General features: G+C 62.4%; 16 protein-coding genes and 1 pseudogene. 12 read left to right on the forward strand and 5 right to left on the reverse strand.

From position 1 onward, the window contains the following. The first annotated feature begins 14 nt into the window (after nucleotides 1–14). Nucleotides 15–467, forward strand: a complete 453-nt coding sequence (locus ACX9OW_RS00330) for a BLUF domain-containing protein (protein WP_049422543.1) — start codon at nucleotides 15–17, stop codon at nucleotides 465–467. A 39-nt stretch (nucleotides 468–506) separates the two neighbouring features. On the opposite strand, the gene ACX9OW_RS00335 is transcribed toward ACX9OW_RS00330, so the two are convergent. After that, nucleotides 507–869, reverse strand: coding sequence for a response regulator (locus ACX9OW_RS00335; protein ID WP_024957534.1), 363 nt, complete (start codon nucleotides 867–869; stop codon nucleotides 507–509). Between the two features lies 1 nt (nucleotide 870). Next, nucleotides 871–2,013, reverse strand: coding sequence for a two-component system sensor histidine kinase NtrB (locus tag ACX9OW_RS00340; RefSeq protein WP_099596004.1), 1,143 nt, complete (start codon nucleotides 2,011–2,013; stop codon nucleotides 871–873). A gap of 161 nt (nucleotides 2,014–2,174) precedes the next feature. On the opposite strand from ACX9OW_RS00340, the gene ACX9OW_RS00345 reads away from it, so the two are divergent. Beyond that, nucleotides 2,175–2,552 carry a response regulator gene (locus ACX9OW_RS00345; protein ID WP_180864876.1) on the forward strand — a complete coding sequence of 126 codons (378 nt, stop codon included), beginning with the start codon at nucleotides 2,175–2,177 and terminating at the stop codon, nucleotides 2,550–2,552. A gap of 44 nt (nucleotides 2,553–2,596) precedes the next feature. Here ACX9OW_RS00345 and ACX9OW_RS00350 read toward each other — a convergent pair whose 3' ends face one another. Continuing rightward, nucleotides 2,597–4,462 carry a YbhB/YbcL family Raf kinase inhibitor-like protein gene (locus tag ACX9OW_RS00350; protein ID WP_197570720.1) on the reverse strand — a complete coding sequence of 622 codons (1,866 nt, stop codon included), beginning with the start codon at nucleotides 4,460–4,462 and terminating at the stop codon, nucleotides 2,597–2,599. A 130-nt stretch (nucleotides 4,463–4,592) separates the two neighbouring features. On the opposite strand from ACX9OW_RS00350, the gene ACX9OW_RS00355 reads away from it, so the two are divergent. The 5 genes and pseudogenes from ACX9OW_RS00355 (at nucleotide 4,593) to ACX9OW_RS00375 (ending at nucleotide 9,560) form a co-directional block, all read left to right on the forward strand. Beyond that, entirely contained in the window at nucleotides 4,593–5,102 is a 510-nt protein-coding gene (locus ACX9OW_RS00355; protein WP_024957537.1) for a ferritin-like domain-containing protein, read from the forward strand. A gap of 84 nt (nucleotides 5,103–5,186) precedes the next feature. Next, nucleotides 5,187–6,130 (forward strand): annotated as a pseudogene (ku, locus tag ACX9OW_RS00360) (non-homologous end joining protein Ku). 18 nt (nucleotides 6,131–6,148) lie between these two features. Then, a complete protein-coding gene (locus tag ACX9OW_RS00365; RefSeq protein ID WP_008266817.1) occupies nucleotides 6,149–6,325 on the forward strand; it encodes a DUF3606 domain-containing protein in 177 nt (58 codons plus the stop codon). A 12-nt stretch (nucleotides 6,326–6,337) separates the two neighbouring features. Then, nucleotides 6,338–8,884 (forward strand): DNA ligase D, encoded by a 2,547-nt coding sequence (gene ligD / locus ACX9OW_RS00370; protein ID WP_459061743.1) that lies wholly within the window; start codon nucleotides 6,338–6,340, stop codon nucleotides 8,882–8,884. A 106-nt stretch (nucleotides 8,885–8,990) separates the two neighbouring features. Then, complete coding sequence (locus ACX9OW_RS00375) at nucleotides 8,991–9,560, forward strand: DUF488 domain-containing protein (RefSeq protein ID WP_080473117.1); 570 nt, start codon at nucleotides 8,991–8,993, stop codon at nucleotides 9,558–9,560. 654 nt (nucleotides 9,561–10,214) lie between these two features. Here the strand turns inward: ACX9OW_RS00375 and ACX9OW_RS00380 are convergent. Beyond that, nucleotides 10,215–10,493: a hypothetical protein gene (locus ACX9OW_RS00380; RefSeq protein ID WP_139726861.1), complete on the reverse strand. Its 279-nt coding sequence runs from the start codon at nucleotides 10,491–10,493 to the stop codon at nucleotides 10,215–10,217. Nucleotides 10,494–10,499: 6 nt separating this feature from the next. Next, a complete protein-coding gene (locus ACX9OW_RS00385; RefSeq protein WP_099470351.1) occupies nucleotides 10,500–10,754 on the reverse strand; it encodes a cyclase in 255 nt (84 codons plus the stop codon). Between the two features lie 311 nt (nucleotides 10,755–11,065). Between ACX9OW_RS00385 and ACX9OW_RS00390 the strand changes: the two genes are divergently transcribed. From ACX9OW_RS00390 to ACX9OW_RS00410, 5 genes are all read left to right on the forward strand, one after another. After that, entirely contained in the window at nucleotides 11,066–11,629 is a 564-nt protein-coding gene (locus ACX9OW_RS00390) for a hypothetical protein (protein ID WP_139726863.1), read from the forward strand. A gap of 361 nt (nucleotides 11,630–11,990) precedes the next feature. Continuing rightward, nucleotides 11,991–12,377 carry an H-NS family nucleoid-associated regulatory protein gene (locus tag ACX9OW_RS00395; RefSeq protein ID WP_102944364.1) on the forward strand — a complete coding sequence of 129 codons (387 nt, stop codon included), beginning with the start codon at nucleotides 11,991–11,993 and terminating at the stop codon, nucleotides 12,375–12,377. Nucleotides 12,378–13,417: 1,040 nt separating this feature from the next. Next, nucleotides 13,418–13,657 carry a hypothetical protein gene (locus tag ACX9OW_RS00400; RefSeq protein WP_040008402.1) on the forward strand — a complete coding sequence of 80 codons (240 nt, stop codon included), beginning with the start codon at nucleotides 13,418–13,420 and terminating at the stop codon, nucleotides 13,655–13,657. Then, the gene (locus ACX9OW_RS00405) at nucleotides 13,654–14,025 is read left to right on the forward strand and encodes a hypothetical protein (protein WP_146033387.1); all 372 of its coding nucleotides are present in this window, start codon (nucleotides 13,654–13,656) and stop codon (nucleotides 14,023–14,025) included. Before ACX9OW_RS00400 ends, ACX9OW_RS00405 begins: the two co-directional genes overlap by 4 nt. A 455-nt stretch (nucleotides 14,026–14,480) precedes the next feature. Then, the gene (locus ACX9OW_RS00410; protein WP_049419319.1) at nucleotides 14,481–14,732 is read left to right on the forward strand and encodes a hypothetical protein; all 252 of its coding nucleotides are present in this window, start codon (nucleotides 14,481–14,483) and stop codon (nucleotides 14,730–14,732) included. Nucleotides 14,733–14,747 lie beyond the last annotated feature (15 nt).

Here is a 14,747-nt window from a genome sequence, read left to right on the forward strand (position 1 = left end):
AGAAGGAGCGCCCAATGCCCATCAGGGCCGTGGTGTATGTCAGCGAGGCATCCGACGCGTTGCGCGGCGATCTGCTTGGCCTCCGGAGCGGCAAGCTCCAGGAGCTGGTCGACGACGCAACTCGATTTAACCGGGACGCAGGTGTCAGTGGGGTGCTCTTGTTCGACGGGACGCGCTTCCTCCAATACTTGGAGGGCCCCCCGGACGGGTTGGACGTGGTGTTCTCAAGGGTGCTCGGTGCTTCGAGCCATCACGACCTGATCGAGCTGCAAAGCGGGACGATCATGGATCGCCGCTTGCCTTATTGGCCTATGCGCTGGTTGCCTGTGGAAGTCAAAGAGCTGAGCGAGGTCGCAGTGGGCGACTGGGCCGGTTTCAAGGTGCGGGGGGATGGAGAAGCGTTGAACGCAACGGCGATCGACCGGCTGCTGTTCCTAGTGAGCAGACGCGCACTGGTAGGAAGATGAACCAGTGGCGACCGCCTGGCCGCGCAAGGAATCCGCCCCCTACGTGCAGCCCAAGTCTTCGTGGATCGCCGTAACAAGCTGTCGGAAGCGGTAAGGCTTCGGGAGAAATCGAACCGTCTCGGGCAGCGGGGGCAGCTGCGAGCGTTGAAGGCCAGACGCGAGCATGACGCGGGCCTGGGGTTGAGCAACCGCGGCTTCCGCCGCGACCTCCAGCCCGTCGGCGCTGTCTGGCATGTTGAAGTCGGTCACTACCACCGCGAACCTGGCGTCGCCGCGCAGGAGGACGAGGGCCTCATCCCCGTTGCTGGCGGGAGTGACTTGGAAGCCCTGAGAGGTCAGAGCCTCTACGACGACGCTGCGGAGATCGTCTTCGTCTTCAACAAACAACACGTGGATCGGCATCTCAATGCTCTGGTGCGGGGAAGCAAAGGCTAACGCGGGTTCCCTTCCCAAGCTCGCTCTGGAGCTCGGTGAACCCGCCGGACTGGGCCGTGAAGCCAAACACTTGGCTCAAGCCCAACCCGCTGCCCCTTCCAATGGGTTTGGTGGTGAAAAACGGTTCGAATACCCTGGCCTGCTGGTCCGCCTCAATCCCTGAACCGTCGTCTCGGATGCTCAGGCAGATGTAAGGTCTTTCACTGGTGTTGGGCAACGTAGGATCACGGGTTTGCCGCGCAGAGGCCGTGATGAGGATCGTTCCGCCCTTCGGCATGGCGTCGCGGCTGTTGCACACAAGGTTAAGGATTGCGGCCTCCAGCTGTGCCTTGTCCAGCGACAGGGTCGGAAGGCCCCGGGAAACTTCGACGGTCAATGCGATCGCGTCGCCGGCGGAGCGGCGCAGCATCGCTTCGCATTCGGCCATCAAGGCGGCCAAGTCGACGGCCTCTGGCACCAAGGTTTGTCCCTTGCCGAAGGTCAGCAACTGCCGAGTCAGAAGGGCCCCGCGCTCGGCGGCCCGCTGCGCGGTATCGATGAGCTTGGCCACGCCTCCGTCTTTCACCCGCAGGCTGATGAGATCCAGACAGTTGGCCACGATCGTCAACAGGTTGTTGAAATCATGGGCCAAGCCGAGCGTGAACTTCCCGATGGCCTCCATCTTCTGCGCCTGCAGGAGATCGCGCTGGGCTTGGAGCAGCTGCTCCTGCGCTTCGTGGCGCTGGGTGATGTCGCGGGTGATTTTGGCAAACCCCACCAGTTCCCCGTCTTCCCAGATGGGATCGATCACGACGCTGGCACGAAAGCGGGTCCCGTCCTGCCGCAATCGCCAGCCCTCGGCGACGTAGCGCCCTTCTAAGGCCGCGGTCCGCAGGTTTCGCTCTGGTAGGCCGGCTTGGGCCTCCTCGGGCAGGTAGAAGCGGGAAAAGTTGGTGCCGACCACGTCGGCAGCCTGGTAGCCCTTGATTCGTTGCCCACCCGGGTTCCAGGTCTGGATCACCCCGCTGGGGTCGAGCATGTAAAGGGCGTAGTCGGTGACGGAGTTCACCAGCAGGGCAAACTGCCGGCTCTCGTCCCTCAAATCGATTTTCGCTTTCGCTGGTTGGTTCATAGGTCATCCTTTCGGCAGGGCCACCGAAGGGCGACAGAGTGCGCAGTGTAGAAGAGCGACGGCCGTCATCCTTTTACGCCCTTTTCACAAATCGGGCGAGCCCTCGGGCCACACTGTTCAATCGTGGCACATCCACTCAGAGCGCTTGTAGGGAGAAAGTCATGGGATTGGACGGCAAAGCAGTAAGGGTTCTTCTTGTAGAGGACGAACCCACCCTCATGATGGTCTTGGAGCAGGCCATTGCCCAAGTCGGCTACGACGTCTCCAAGACGGCGGAAGACTTGCCCACAGCCTTGGCATGCGCCGAGGAAGCCGCTTTCGATGTGGCGGTGCTGGACGTCAACTTGAACGGGGTCGAGTCTTACCCCGTGGCCGATCGCTTGGTCGAGTTGGGGGTGCCGTTCCTGTTTACGACCGGCCTTGGGGCCAACCGGCTGCCCGAACGCTTCAAAGGCACGCCCTTCCTTGAAAAGCCGTTCCGCCTGAAAGAGATCGCCGCCGCCCTCCAGTCCCTTTGCCAGGAACTGGAGGTTCATTGAGTTTCCGGGCCTTGGGCACCGGTCGGGACCTTCGGGTCCCTTTTTTATTTCAGCGGGGCCTCGACCTGCTGGTAGGTGCCCACGGTCTCGCTCACGCCTAGGATGTGGCCCTTCGCGGCCTTCAGCACCTCGTCCCGAGTTGCCCCGGCCTTTAAATCAAGCACGGTGTCCAAGGCCAACAGCTGGAAGTGGTAATGGTGCGGGGGATCACCGACAGGCGGTTTGGGGCCGAAATAGCCCACCGATCCTCGGCTGTTCGCCCCCTGCAGCATCCCCCCCGGTTTCAGAAGCCGCGGATCGACCGGCAGGCCCTCGGGCAGCGATTGCTCGGTGGCTGGGATGTTGTAAGCGACCCAGTGAACGAAGGGTTTGACGTTGGCTGCATCCGGATCCTCCATGATCAGCGCATAGGACTTGGCACCAGGCATCGGGCTCCAAGAAAGAGCGGGCGATGCATCGTCGTGATACGCGCTGAAGCGGGGAGGCAATGCTTGGCCCGAGGAAAACGCCGGGGAGCGGAACTCGAACGTGGCGGCTTTGCCGATCCGATCCTTGGCCAACGGCACGCCCGAGCCTTGATTGACTTGGGCCATCAAGGGCCCGCTAGGCATTGCGGTCGCGGGGGAGGCGGACGCTTGGCCTGGGCCGTAAGTCACTCTGTAGATGACGCCGTTGGCATCGTCGCCGACCAAAAGTGCACCGCCCTTCGTCATCGCCAGACCGACGGGCCTTGCGATATGCGCCTGGCCGTTGTCGACCAGGAAGCCGGTCAAGAAGGGCTCAAACCCGACCGGCTTGCCGGCGTTGAAACGAACCCGCACCACCTCGTAGCCCGACGCAGGCTTGCGGTTCCAGGAACCGCGCATCGTCACGAAGGCGTCCCCCCGGTAAGCTGCCGGGAACTGCTGGCCGGTGTAGAACAGCATCTGCATGGGGGCCGCGTGGGCGGTGTAGCCGAGCACCATGGGTTCGCTCGTCGCCGCCCATTGCTGTTTGCTGATCTGCCCTGGCGGCGTGCTCTGGGGATTCACCCCGCCCTTGCCCCAGATGTGGGGCCAACCATACTTCTTTCCTTTCTGAATGCGGTTGAGCTCCTCGGGCTGCTCATCGTTGCCCAAGTAGTCGATGCCGTGATCCATCCCCCACAGCTCCCCTGTTTTGGGATCCCAAGCAAAGCCGATGGTGTTCCGCAGGCCACTGGCGAAGATGGAACGGCTCTTGCCATCCGGCGAGGACCTCAGCAGCGCCGCATGCTCGGGATCAGTCTCGTTGCACGCGTTACAGGACGAGCCCACGCTGATGTAGAGCATCCCATCGGGGCCAAAGGCCAGCGTGCGGTTGGGGTGCTGGCCGCCATCCGGCAGGTCGTTGATGATCCGTTCCTCTGGACCCAACGTCCCGTCCGGGTGTATGGGGGCGCGATACACGTCGTTGGCCGTGGCGACATACAGCTGCCCGTTGGCGATGGCCAGCCCGTGCGCTCCTGGACGTGAGAAGACCACCTTCGGTTCGGCGTCCAAGGCTCCGTCTTCATTGGCATCCTCCAGCAACAGCACGTCGCCTTGATCTCGACGTGAGACATAAATCCGCCCATCTGGTCCCACGGCGATGATCCGGGGATTTTGAAGGCCTTGCGCCAGGGGACGCACTTGGAAGCCACTGGGCACCGTCAGGGCCTGAACGCGCTCGGGCGTCGCATCTACCTTGGCGGGTTTGAACGTATGGACGTTGGCTTGGACGTCGGTTCCGTCCCCCTGCTGAGCGAAGGCGAGGGAGGGGGCCAAGAAGACGAGCAAAAGCGCGGAACGGGTCATGAGGATGGCCTGGCGCTGAGGAGCGTTCAGCATGTGGCGGGAGCGGTCAATGGCCTGCGAATGCGTTGCATGCGCGCCGTTCACCACGAGGGCCATCGATCTCCAGGCCCACGCACCGCCGGTCTGAGATGCTCCGCCGTTCGCCAAGCCTTCACTCGGGGATCGCTTGATCCGCATCCCAGCCTCGATACGGTAAGGCTTCGCCCGACACGAGAGGAGGACATCCATGGCAGAGCTCAAAGAGAACCTGTTGGACTGGCTGCGCGACGCACACGCGATGGAACAGCAAGCCGAAACCATGCTGAAGGGGCAGGCTTCGCGGATCGAGCACTACCCAGTGCTGAAGGCGCGCATTGAAGAGCACATTCAGGAAACCATTGGCCAGCGCGAACGGCTGGAAGGGTGCATCAAGCGCTTGGGCGGCTCGCCGTCGACCCTCAAGGACGTGATGGGCAAGATGGCAGCCTTCGGTCAGGCCGTCGGCGGCATGACGGCCTCCGACGAGATCGTCAAAGGCGCGATGGCCGGTTACGTCTTCGAGCATTTCGAGATCGCCTCCTACACGGCCCTGATCGCCGCAGCGAAGACGGTGGGCGATGCAGAAACGGCCCGGATCTGCGAAGAAATCCTCGTGCAGGAAGAGGCGATGGCCGACTGGCTGGCGGCCCACCTGCCCGAGGTGACCGAAGAGTTCATGGTGCGCGACGCCACGCCGGGCGTCGAAGCCAAAAAGTAACCGCTGCGCCGCGCCGGCCGGGTTCACGCCCGGCCGACGCGGGCGGGCCTACAACGAAAGGCCCTAGGATTGGAGGCGGCTGGCATGCCCAGGCCCATCTGGAGTGGTTCGTTGTCCTTCGGGCTGCTCAACGTTCCGGTGTCCCTCATGTCCGGCGAGCGTCGCATGGATCTGAGCTTTCGCATGTTGGACGCACGAAACAAAAAGCCCATTCGCTACGAGCGGGTCAACGCCGAAACCGGCGAAGAAGTGCCTTGGAAGGACATCGTCAAAGCCTTTGAATACGACAAGGGCAGCTACGTCGTCATAGAGAAAGAAGACATCGCCGCGGCCGCCCCCGAGACGCACGAGTCCATCGACGTGGAGGCCTTTGTCGACGCCGAGAGCATCGGGCTGAGGTTCTTCGAAAAGCCCTACATCTTGGTGCCCGGCAAGAAGGCCGAAAAGGGCTATGTCCTGCTCCGAGAGACCCTGAAGGAAACCGGCAAGGTGGGCATCGCCAGGGTGGTCATCCGCACGCGCGAATACATTTGCGCGGTGATGCCCGAAGGCGATGCGTTGATCATGATCCTGCTTCGCTACCCGCAGGAGTTGGTGGCTCCGGACGAATACAAACTGCCGCAGGGGGGGCGTCGGACTACCGGGTTGCGCCCAAAGAGCTCGAAATGGCCAAGCAGCTGATTGAGAGCATGACCTCTGACTGGGAGCCGGACAGCTACCAGGACGAGTTCCGCGAGCGCCTGTCCGACATCATCAAGAAGCGGGTCAAGCAGGCCGGAGCCACGACCACCTTCGAGGAACCGGAACATCGCGAGGACTCGGCGACCAACGTGGTGGACTTCATGGCGCTGCTCCAGAAGAGCTTGGAAACCAACAAGCGCACCCCGGCGAAGGCAACGCCGGTGAAGACCGCCTCAAAGCCCTCCACCAAAGACCGCAAGCCTGCCAAGAAGGCCGCCGTTAAGAAGGCCCCAGCAAAGAAAGCCGCAAAGAAGTCCCCCGCCAAGAAGGCTCGAAAGAGCGCCTGATCACCCAAGGAGAATCCCATGAGCGACGACAAGAAGAACACCGGCAGCCCGGACCGCGACCGCATCAACGTCAACGAAGACTACGAGCTCCAGTATTGGACCAAGGCGCTGGGCGTGTCCGCCGACGAGCTCCGGGCCGCCGTCAAAGCCGTGGGCCCCACCGCTGCGGCCGTTCGCAAGCACCTGGGCAAGTAACGAGGAGCCGTCATGTCCTTGGTCGAATACCGCCGCAAGCGCCGCTTTGACCAGACCAAGGAGCCGGAGCCTGGCAAAGCGCTGCCCCAAGGGCAGCGCGCCATTTTCGTGGTCCAACTCCACCACGCCAGCCGCCGGCACTACGACTTCCGGCTGCAAATCGGCGACGCCCTGAAGAGTTGGGCCGTCCCCAAAGGCCCCAGTTACGACCCCAAGGTCAAGCGCATGGCCGTGGAAGTAGAAGACCATCCCGTCGACTACGCCAGCTTCGAAGGCGAGATCCCCAAAGGGCAATACGGTGGTGGGCACGTGGCCCAGTTTGATCACGGCGTCTGGGCCACCCAAGGAGACCCAGAGGCACAACTTGCCAAGGGTCACCTGCGCTTCGAGCTGTTTGGCACCAAGCTCAAAGGCGGGTGGCACCTGGTCCGCTCCGGCAAGCCTGCCCGTCAGCCGCAGTGGCTGTTGTTCAAGGACGACGATGCGTATGCGAGCGATCTGGAAGCGGACGATCTGCTCGCCGATGTGTCGGCGGCCCCAACGGCAGACATCAGGAGGGCCGGCGGCGGTAAAGCCGACAAGAAGAAGCTCAAAGCCCTCCCTGCAAAGCGTGCGCGACGGAAGAACTGGGCCAAGAAGGCCTTGGCCCTGCCCAAAGCGAAAGAGGCGGCTCCGCCTTCCGGCCCCTTCGAGCCCCAGTTGGCCAAGCTGGGGGAGGCCCCGCCGCAGGGCGGCCAATGGGTCCATGAGATCAAGTGGGACGGGTATCGGATCCTCGCAACGGTCGCCGATGGGGCCGTCCGGCTCTGGTCCCGCAACGCGTTGGAGTGGACCGACAAGATCCCCGAGATACGCGACGCCGTGGCGGAGTTGGGCCTTACCTCTGCTGCCTTGGATGGCGAACTCATCGCCGGATCGGGCACCAAGGAGGACTTCAACCTGCTCCAGGCGACATTGTCCGGGGAGCGGCAAGGCGCGCTGGCCTACGCGCTCTTCGACCTGCTCTACATCGATGGCGTGGACGTGGCCGCAGCACCTCTGTTGGAGCGCAAGGCGCTCCTGCAGGAGCTGCTGGCGGGCCAGGCCGGCCACTTGGCCTTCAGCTCTCACGTCCAAGGCGACGGCAACGAAGCCTACCGCCTGGCTGGCGAACAGCACTTTGAAGGCATCATTTCCAAGCGCGCCGATCGCGGCTACCACCTCGGCCGCAGCGACGACTGGCGCAAGACCAAGCAGCTGGCCAGCGACGAGTTCGCCGTGGTCGGTTACACGGCCCCCAAGGGCAGCCGCAGCGGCTTTGGCTCGCTTTTACTGGCCAAGCCCGACGCCAAACACGGTTGGCTCTACGTGGGCCGGGTGGGCACCGGGTTCTCCGACGCGTTGATCAACGAGGTAAGCAAGAGGATCCAAGGGGGAGGCAAGAAGCCGACGGCCCATGTGCCCACCGAGGACACCGATCTTCGCTCTGCCACCTGGTTCGAGCCGCGCTTCGTGGTGGAGGTGTTCTTTCGCGGCATCGGCGGACAGCAGCTGCTGCGCCAAGCCTCCTTGAAAGCCGTGCGGGCCGACAAGGAAGTGAATGATTTGGCGGATTCGGATCGCGCCGCCCCGGCGAAACCGGCCCGTGGCAAACGGGCATCGGCGGCGTCTTCTGCCCGCAAGACCGCCGCAACGCCTCAAGTCGAACGCGTGCCCCCCAAACTGTCCTCCCCGAGCAAGGTCCTTTTCCCTGGCGACGGCTATACGAAGCAAGACGTTTGGGATTACTACTCGGCAGTGATGGATCACCTGCTGCCCGAGGTGATCAACCGGCCCTTGTCGATCATTCGCTGTCCCGCCGGCACTGGCAAGCCTTGCTTCTTCCAAAAGCACCACACCGCCGGGCTGGAGCTGGTGGACTCGGTCAAGCTGAAGGAGGACAGCGGCATCAACGCCCACTACCTCGTAGTGCGCGACGCGGCCAGCTTGCTGGAGCTGGTCCAGTTCAATGCCCTGGAGTTCCATCCGTGGGGAAGCCACGCGGAGGAGCCCGACCGCGCCGACCGGGTGGTGTTCGATTTAGACCCGGGCCCAGACGTGCCATTCGCGGAGGTAAAAAAGGCCGCCAGTGACATCCGGAAGCTTCTGGGCCGACTGGAGCTGGAGTCCTTCCTGCGGGTATCCGGAGGCAAGGGCCTTCATGTCGTGGTGCCCCTCAACCCGGGGTGCGACTGGGACCTGACCAAGCGCTTCGCCAAAGGCTTCGCCGACGCGCTGGCCCAGTCGGAACCTCAACGGTTCCTGGCCACCGCCACCAAAGCCCTTCGAAACAAGCGGATCTTTGTCGACTACCTGCGTAACGGTCGAGGCGCCACCGCCGTCGCGTCGTATTCCCTGCGGGGTAGACCGGGCGCGCCTGTCGCGATGCCTCTGGCGTGGAGCGAGCTGCCCAAGCTCAAACGGGCTGACGCGTTCACGATCAAGGACGTGCCGGGCAAGCTGAAACGTCGCCGCAAGGATCCCTGGGAGGGCATCGATGCGTTGAAGCAGAACTTGTCGAAATGGGCCCGAAACGACTAGCCGCTATCCCCGCGGTCGTGTCCGAGCGTAGACGGGCAGACGCGAGCGTCGTTGGCAGCTGCCGAGCACGTGATGAGCACGCGGGCTTGATGCCGGCTCCTGTCCAATGAGCCTCATGCAGTGCGATGCTCCCGCTCCGACCCCGGTGACCGTCTGGACCATCGGGCATTCCACTCGACCTTGGGACGAGTTCTTACGCCTGCTGTTCGCACAAGGCATCTCGGCGATCGCGGACGTGCGTCGTTTCCCAGGATCGCGTCGTCACCCTTGGTTCGCATCCGAGCAGATGGCTAAAACGCTGCCAGCGCACGGCGTGGAGTATCTTTGGATTCCTGAACTGGGCGGGCGGCGCAAGGTGCAGCCGGATTCGCCCAATGGTGCGTGGGACAACGCCGCGTTTCAGGGCTACGCAGACCACATGGCGACCGCCGAGTTCGCCGGCGGGCTATCGAAGGTGCTTGCACTGGGGGGCGAACATCGGACCGCGCTGATGTGCGCGGAGGCACCGTGGTGGCGTTGCCACCGACGTCTCATCTCCGACCTGCTGACGCACCGGGGCCATGAGGTGCTGCACATCGTGTCCCACGCCGAACCCAAACCGCATCCGCTGAACCCGATGGCGCAGGCCGTCGGGCCAGCGCTTGTCTACCCACCGGCTCAGACGGAGCTGTTCTGAACCAACCAGTAGGGCGATCGCGTGTCGGGCCCGCCCGGCGCATTTTCTCCCTATCGAAGCTATGCGGACATGTCGGCTGCCTTGCAGTTGGCGCGCGCTTGCCGCACGGTGTTGTTGATAGACGACGGGCAGCCGCGCAACCCTGCCTGAATCGGCTTAGGCGGTCGTCCCTGGTCCCAGCTTCAGGTAATGGATCGGAGGCTGCCCCGTCAGAAAGCTGGCGTTCTCCTGAGGGATTCAGACTGGCTTTCGATCTTCATGTCTGCCATGAAGTAGTCTGGGATGGATGGTGAAGCGCAGGTTAGAAAACGATGCAAGGGGGAGGGGAGTGAGGAGTGCTCAGTATGATTCGCTTTGCAGCGCGCTCGATAGGATACATGGACGGCAAGCGCTGACGGATTTCGCCTCGGATTGGGGCCTCCACCGCAGTCCCAGCGAGGATGGCACAGTGGAGGTATGGAAAGGCGCGGCGATGGGGGCCGGCGTTGAGATCTTGTTGCTTCCGCCCGTGTCCGCTTCCAGCGACTGGGCCATCTCGACGCTGGTCACGGTCGGAGGCCGGGTCGAGCATGTCAGGCGACGTCCGTTTGGGATCTGACGAAGAGTGGCTGCTAAACGCCTACGACGGCCTTCCTTGGTGCAGCCAATACTGGGTCAGCAGGGAGGCGGCGCGCCGGTTCGCCGACGTCGACGCCAAGCCAGGACCTGTCCCACCACGGCCGTGAACAGCAGCAGGGCATTGGTCACCACAAACACCGTTGACCCCAAAAGTGCACTGTAGGCGGTGAACAGGGTCGACGCGGTCATCTGACCGACAAACAGCCATTTGGAGACCGTTTCCGGATGGGGAGACTGCCACTGTTTGATCATTTGCCGGACCAACGTGGCTATCAACACGGCGGTTGCAGTCCAGCCGAGAACATCAGGATGCATGGCCGCTCACCCGTCCTTTGGGTCGTGGACAGTTGAACCGTCTTGGCCGTGCGCCGGGCGCTTATGAGGCTCCTCAATGATTTCCTTGTTGAGGATGCGAACCTCGCCCACCATCAGCAGGCGCATGTCGCGCACGATGTAGTCGGCCAACGCCTCATCGGTGATGTCATCACCGGCGATGTCCAGCCGGAAGCCTTGGCCCTGAATCCCGCCCCCGTTGCTGAAATCAATCTCGAAATCAAAGCACACCCGCTTATCCATGTTGCCCTCTCCATCGGTGAGATTGGGCGGCACTGAAGGGCCGCTTGCTACGCTAAAGGCGATCATCGGCGTAAGGAGGGCAGCCCACAACTGGCCCCATGCCCGGATCTGAGGGCAGGCTCACTGCCGTTCCCGCTTTCGGCGGTCGTAGAGTTTCATGTCCGCGCGATTGATGGTATCGGCCACCGATTCCGAGGGCCGACCAATGGCGCAACCGCCGGAAAAAGCGGATCGGTGCAGGTCAGCGTGGCCGAAATAGTGCGGCGGGCGTTGAACGATTTCTGACCGTGCCAGCACCCGTGGTGGTGCCCGTGTGCGACAAGATCCTGGCTTGCGGACACTACATCCACGGTCGCCAGTGGAAGCACCCGGAAACCCTCCGGGCCGTGTTTGAAAGTCGGCTCTACCTGCACCCGGCTGATCCGTCTGACGACACCGCAAGCGCTTGGAACTGGGTCAAGGCATGCTCGCCAGCGCAAGTGTGGACGCGCATGGGGGCTCCAACCCCAGCAGAGCTTGAGCGGGTCATACAGGCCGATACGAAGGCCCGAGATGCATTGCTTGCTCCGCGCTTGGAACTATCCGAGGAAGAAACGAGGCGATGCTTTGACGTTCGGTTGATCGCCGGACTGGCCATGACCGTCGCCCGGAAAGGATGGCCAGGGGCGCCATTGATGCATGGCGCGTATGGCCGCCACTGGATCATCGAATCGACCGCGAGAAAGAGGGAAGATATCCTTCTGCAGGACATCGGATTGCGTGTCTGGGCCGAGACGATGGCCATGAAGGCCAATCGCGCCACCCAGCAGGCTGCATCCGATGAGACACGGGGCTCCGAAGGGTTCTTGGTGACGCACGAGGTGGGGAGCTGCTGAAGCCGTTCCTGGGCGGGCGGTTTAAGAACGGCAACATCCACGTCATCTTCCACAAGCACGCCTTGCACCTGGTTGACCGCCTGAACGCCCGGATCGCGGGACCGCTGCCCAAGGCTTTGCCGGCGCCCGGTTGCCCCTGGACATTGCGGCATTGCATGGTGGAACGTGGAGGTGGGCACGGCCGGTCCCCTGAACCGCCAAGGGCTTGCTCCAGTGGCCGGCGGAAGGCATGCCCTCAGTGACTTTTGAGGGTGAAGCCCCGTGGCAGTCGCCACTGGAGAGCCGGGGTTGGGCCGTTGAGGGTTTACAGTAATCTCGCAAAACGGCAGGATCGGGGTTTGACCAAATCCAAGGGAAAACCGTGGCACTGACGCTCGAAGAAATCCGCAAGAAAAAGGCTGAAGCGGAGGCCTTGGTGGCCGAAATGGAAAAGGCCGAAGGCGACGCGCTGGCGGCCGAAGCCGGGGCCAGCTTTGCAGGAGTCTACGAGACCTTGCAGCAGTTTGCGCAGCATTACACGACGAAGCAGAAGAACGATCTGAAGGCGCTGCTTGAGCCACGCAAGGCGGTTTCTGCAAGCGCCGGCATCAGTCGCGCCCCGAAGTTCCAGATCCCGGACGGGACCACGTGGGCTGGCACCGGGCGGCAGCCCAAGGCATTCCTTGCGTGGGCCGAAACTGCTGAAGGCAAGGCGTGGAAGAAGAAGAACCCGGACCAAGAATGGCCGGCGCACCCGTATAAAGCCTGACCGGCATTACAGCGTTGCAGATAGAGCCCCGGGAAACCGGGGCTTTTTTTGTGGGCGTTCAGTGAATGGCAGCCACGCGCAGGCTGGGGCGGAAGCCCCGGCCCATGTCCTAACCTCCCCGGAGGGGGCTTTTCAGGCGCGGCCCCGGCCGCGTTCTTTTGAGCTCTTGGAGAGAAAAGGCAACGTCAAAAGCGGCATGAAGCAAAAGCGCATTGGGAGAAAGGCAGGTGGGGCCTCGGCTTCCGCCGGGCCCGGTGCTGAGCGGGAAATGTGAGGCGTTTCAGGGTTTTTCAGCGATTCGCGGCCCTTCCGGCAGTTTTGATATTTAGTCGATAAAACGCAGGGTGAAAGTATTGCGATTTTTTTGAGGGGGCTTAGTTTGAGTGGGTAGTGAGGGAGTGCCCCCTCTTCAAAGGTTTTCTAATGATTGCTTGCGCTATTGGCCGGTCAGGCTTTGTTGCCCTTGGTTATCGGGGGGTCTTCTAATGGCCCACCACCACGCCAGGCCCCTCCAACTCAAGTCGGGCGAATGGGGCGCCCGGGTGCCCGCCCCGAATGTTCGGAACGGCGACAGGCTCACTGTGGTTGCCGGGAGCGGCAGCTCCTGGGAAGCCGTCGTTGTCGGCGTGGTTTGGCAAGGCCCGGAGGCCGCGATTTGCCAAACGGCTCGGGGGCTCATGCAGTGTGGGTGCTGCGGGGAAGTGGGGCAGAAAGGGGCCTACCCCTTCTCAACGTATCCGGCAGAAATGCAGCGTTGCGACGATTGCGGGGGTTCGGCATGAAGCCCCCAGCAACGCGTCGCCGCCGCTATTTCGCCTATCAACGCCGCTCGGGGTCCACGTGCTACTTCGACAAAGCCATGCACGCCCACCTCCAGCGGTATCCGCACACCATCGGCCATTACCAGCTCACACGCTTCTTGGGCACTTCCGCGTTGCTGACCGCTGAAGAAGCGGCCGCCCAAGGATGGATGGCCAAGCCCAGCCGGAGGACCGCATGACAAGGCGCTACGTCCTCTGGCCCTCACAAGCAGGGTTCGAATGAAAGAGTTGATTGAAATCGAGAACGCCGGTTACCGCCACCGGGTCAAATACATGTGCGACTCAGAAGATGGCTTTGGCGTAGTGACTCGCCAGGAATACAGCTACCTCAAAGATGGGATTGTGGTCTGGAGTCAAGAGTTTCCGGCGGGCGTTTCGTTTCGTGAGATGGCCCTCGTTTTTATGGATTCGGGGTTGTATGTAAGAGCAGACCTGAAGGAGAAGAGGAGGAGCGGATGAGCCGCTACACGCTACAACCCAAGCGGAACAACATGCCACTTGTGGAGACCATCCATGAAACGTGGATTGACGCGCCCAGCAAAGCCGCGTTTCAAGCCCTGGCCGCCGCGCAAGGCCTGAGCATGCGCGCTGCACTGGCTCAACTCATCGAGCAACACGCCCAGATTCGAGAACCGTTTTCCCCTCGATGCCCGACGCCGTGGGCCGGAGAGGCAAAGGGGCGAGAGCGCTATAAAACCGCGCTTCCCAGTGTGCAGGTGGCTCCCGATGTCGCTATGGCCTTGCTCATCGACGCCAACCGAATCGGCATTCGTCAGACAGAAGCCCTTCGCCAGTTGGTCTGGCGATGCATCCACGCCAGCGCCTGACGAATCGGACTGCCTTTTGGGGGATGGGGCCAAGGACAGCCACCCGGAGGCTGGGACGGGAGCCCCGGCCCAGGGTCTTTCCTCGCCAGAGGGAGCTTTTCAGGCGGGGCTTTGCCGCGTTCTTTTGAGCTCTTGAGGAGAAAAAGCAACGTCAAAAGCGGCGTGGAGAAGAGGCAGGAGGGGCCTCGGCTTCCGCCGGGCCCGGTGCTTGGCTGGAAATGTGAGTTATTTCAGGGTTTTTGTATTTTCTGCGGTTGTCCGTCAGTTTTTTGTTTTAGTCAGGAAAATGTAGGGTCAATCTATTGCGAAAAGTTGGTTTTCTTTTACCTTGAGATCAGAGAAGGGCGCCGATGCTCTTTAACCAAAGGAAAACCCATGTTGACGTTCTTTGCTTTTTGCCTCTTGGCTGGATTGGTCGCCGGATTGGCCATTGCTGATCGACTGGATGCGCTCTGATGAATACCCGCAGCCAAACCCAAGCGCCCGCCCGGTCCTCCGTCGCCACCACCTCAGCGCTCCTGCGATTCCTGTTCGACGCCATGTCGGGGATGGGGGCGGCCAAGCTGGGATGGGAGATGGTCACCGACCCCAAGGCCAAGCTGTCGGACATCGCCCTCGGCGTGCCGCTTTGCCTGGCTCCTCCAACGATTGCGGCCACCTGGGCGCTTTGCTTGTTCGGCATCGCCCAACACCACCAACTTTTTTGAAACCAGAACCCCTGA

The sequence above is a fragment of the Stenotrophomonas genospecies 5 genome (genome assembly GCF_054473825.1).

Coding starts and splice junctions, on each gene's coding strand:
- ACX9OW_RS00355 (WP_024957537.1), top strand. CDS start 4,593: ATGGCAGAGCTCAAAGAGAACCTGTTGGACTGGCTGCGCGACGCACAC.
- ACX9OW_RS00340 (WP_099596004.1), bottom strand. CDS start 2,013: ATGAACCAACCAGCGAAAGCGAAAATCGATTTGAGGGACGAGAGCCGG.
- ACX9OW_RS00350 (WP_197570720.1), bottom strand. CDS start 4,462: ATGGCCCTCGTGGTGAACGGCGCGCATGCAACGCATTCGCAGGCCATT.
- ACX9OW_RS00380 (WP_139726861.1), bottom strand. CDS start 10,493: ATGCATCCTGATGTTCTCGGCTGGACTGCAACCGCCGTGTTGATAGCC.
- ACX9OW_RS00345 (WP_180864876.1), top strand. CDS start 2,175: ATGGGATTGGACGGCAAAGCAGTAAGGGTTCTTCTTGTAGAGGACGAA.
- ACX9OW_RS00330 (WP_049422543.1), top strand. CDS start 15: ATGCCCATCAGGGCCGTGGTGTATGTCAGCGAGGCATCCGACGCGTTG.
- ligD (WP_459061743.1), top strand. CDS start 6,338: ATGTCCTTGGTCGAATACCGCCGCAAGCGCCGCTTTGACCAGACCAAG.
- ACX9OW_RS00335 (WP_024957534.1), bottom strand. CDS start 869: ATGCCGATCCACGTGTTGTTTGTTGAAGACGAAGACGATCTCCGCAGC.
- ACX9OW_RS00375 (WP_080473117.1), top strand. CDS start 8,991: ATGAGCCTCATGCAGTGCGATGCTCCCGCTCCGACCCCGGTGACCGTC.
- ACX9OW_RS00410 (WP_049419319.1), top strand. CDS start 14,481: ATGAATACCCGCAGCCAAACCCAAGCGCCCGCCCGGTCCTCCGTCGCC.
- ACX9OW_RS00385 (WP_099470351.1), bottom strand. CDS start 10,754: ATGGATAAGCGGGTGTGCTTTGATTTCGAGATTGATTTCAGCAACGGG.
- ACX9OW_RS00365 (WP_008266817.1), top strand. CDS start 6,149: ATGAGCGACGACAAGAAGAACACCGGCAGCCCGGACCGCGACCGCATC.
- ACX9OW_RS00405 (WP_146033387.1), top strand. CDS start 13,654: ATGAGCCGCTACACGCTACAACCCAAGCGGAACAACATGCCACTTGTG.
- ACX9OW_RS00400 (WP_040008402.1), top strand. CDS start 13,418: ATGAAAGAGTTGATTGAAATCGAGAACGCCGGTTACCGCCACCGGGTC.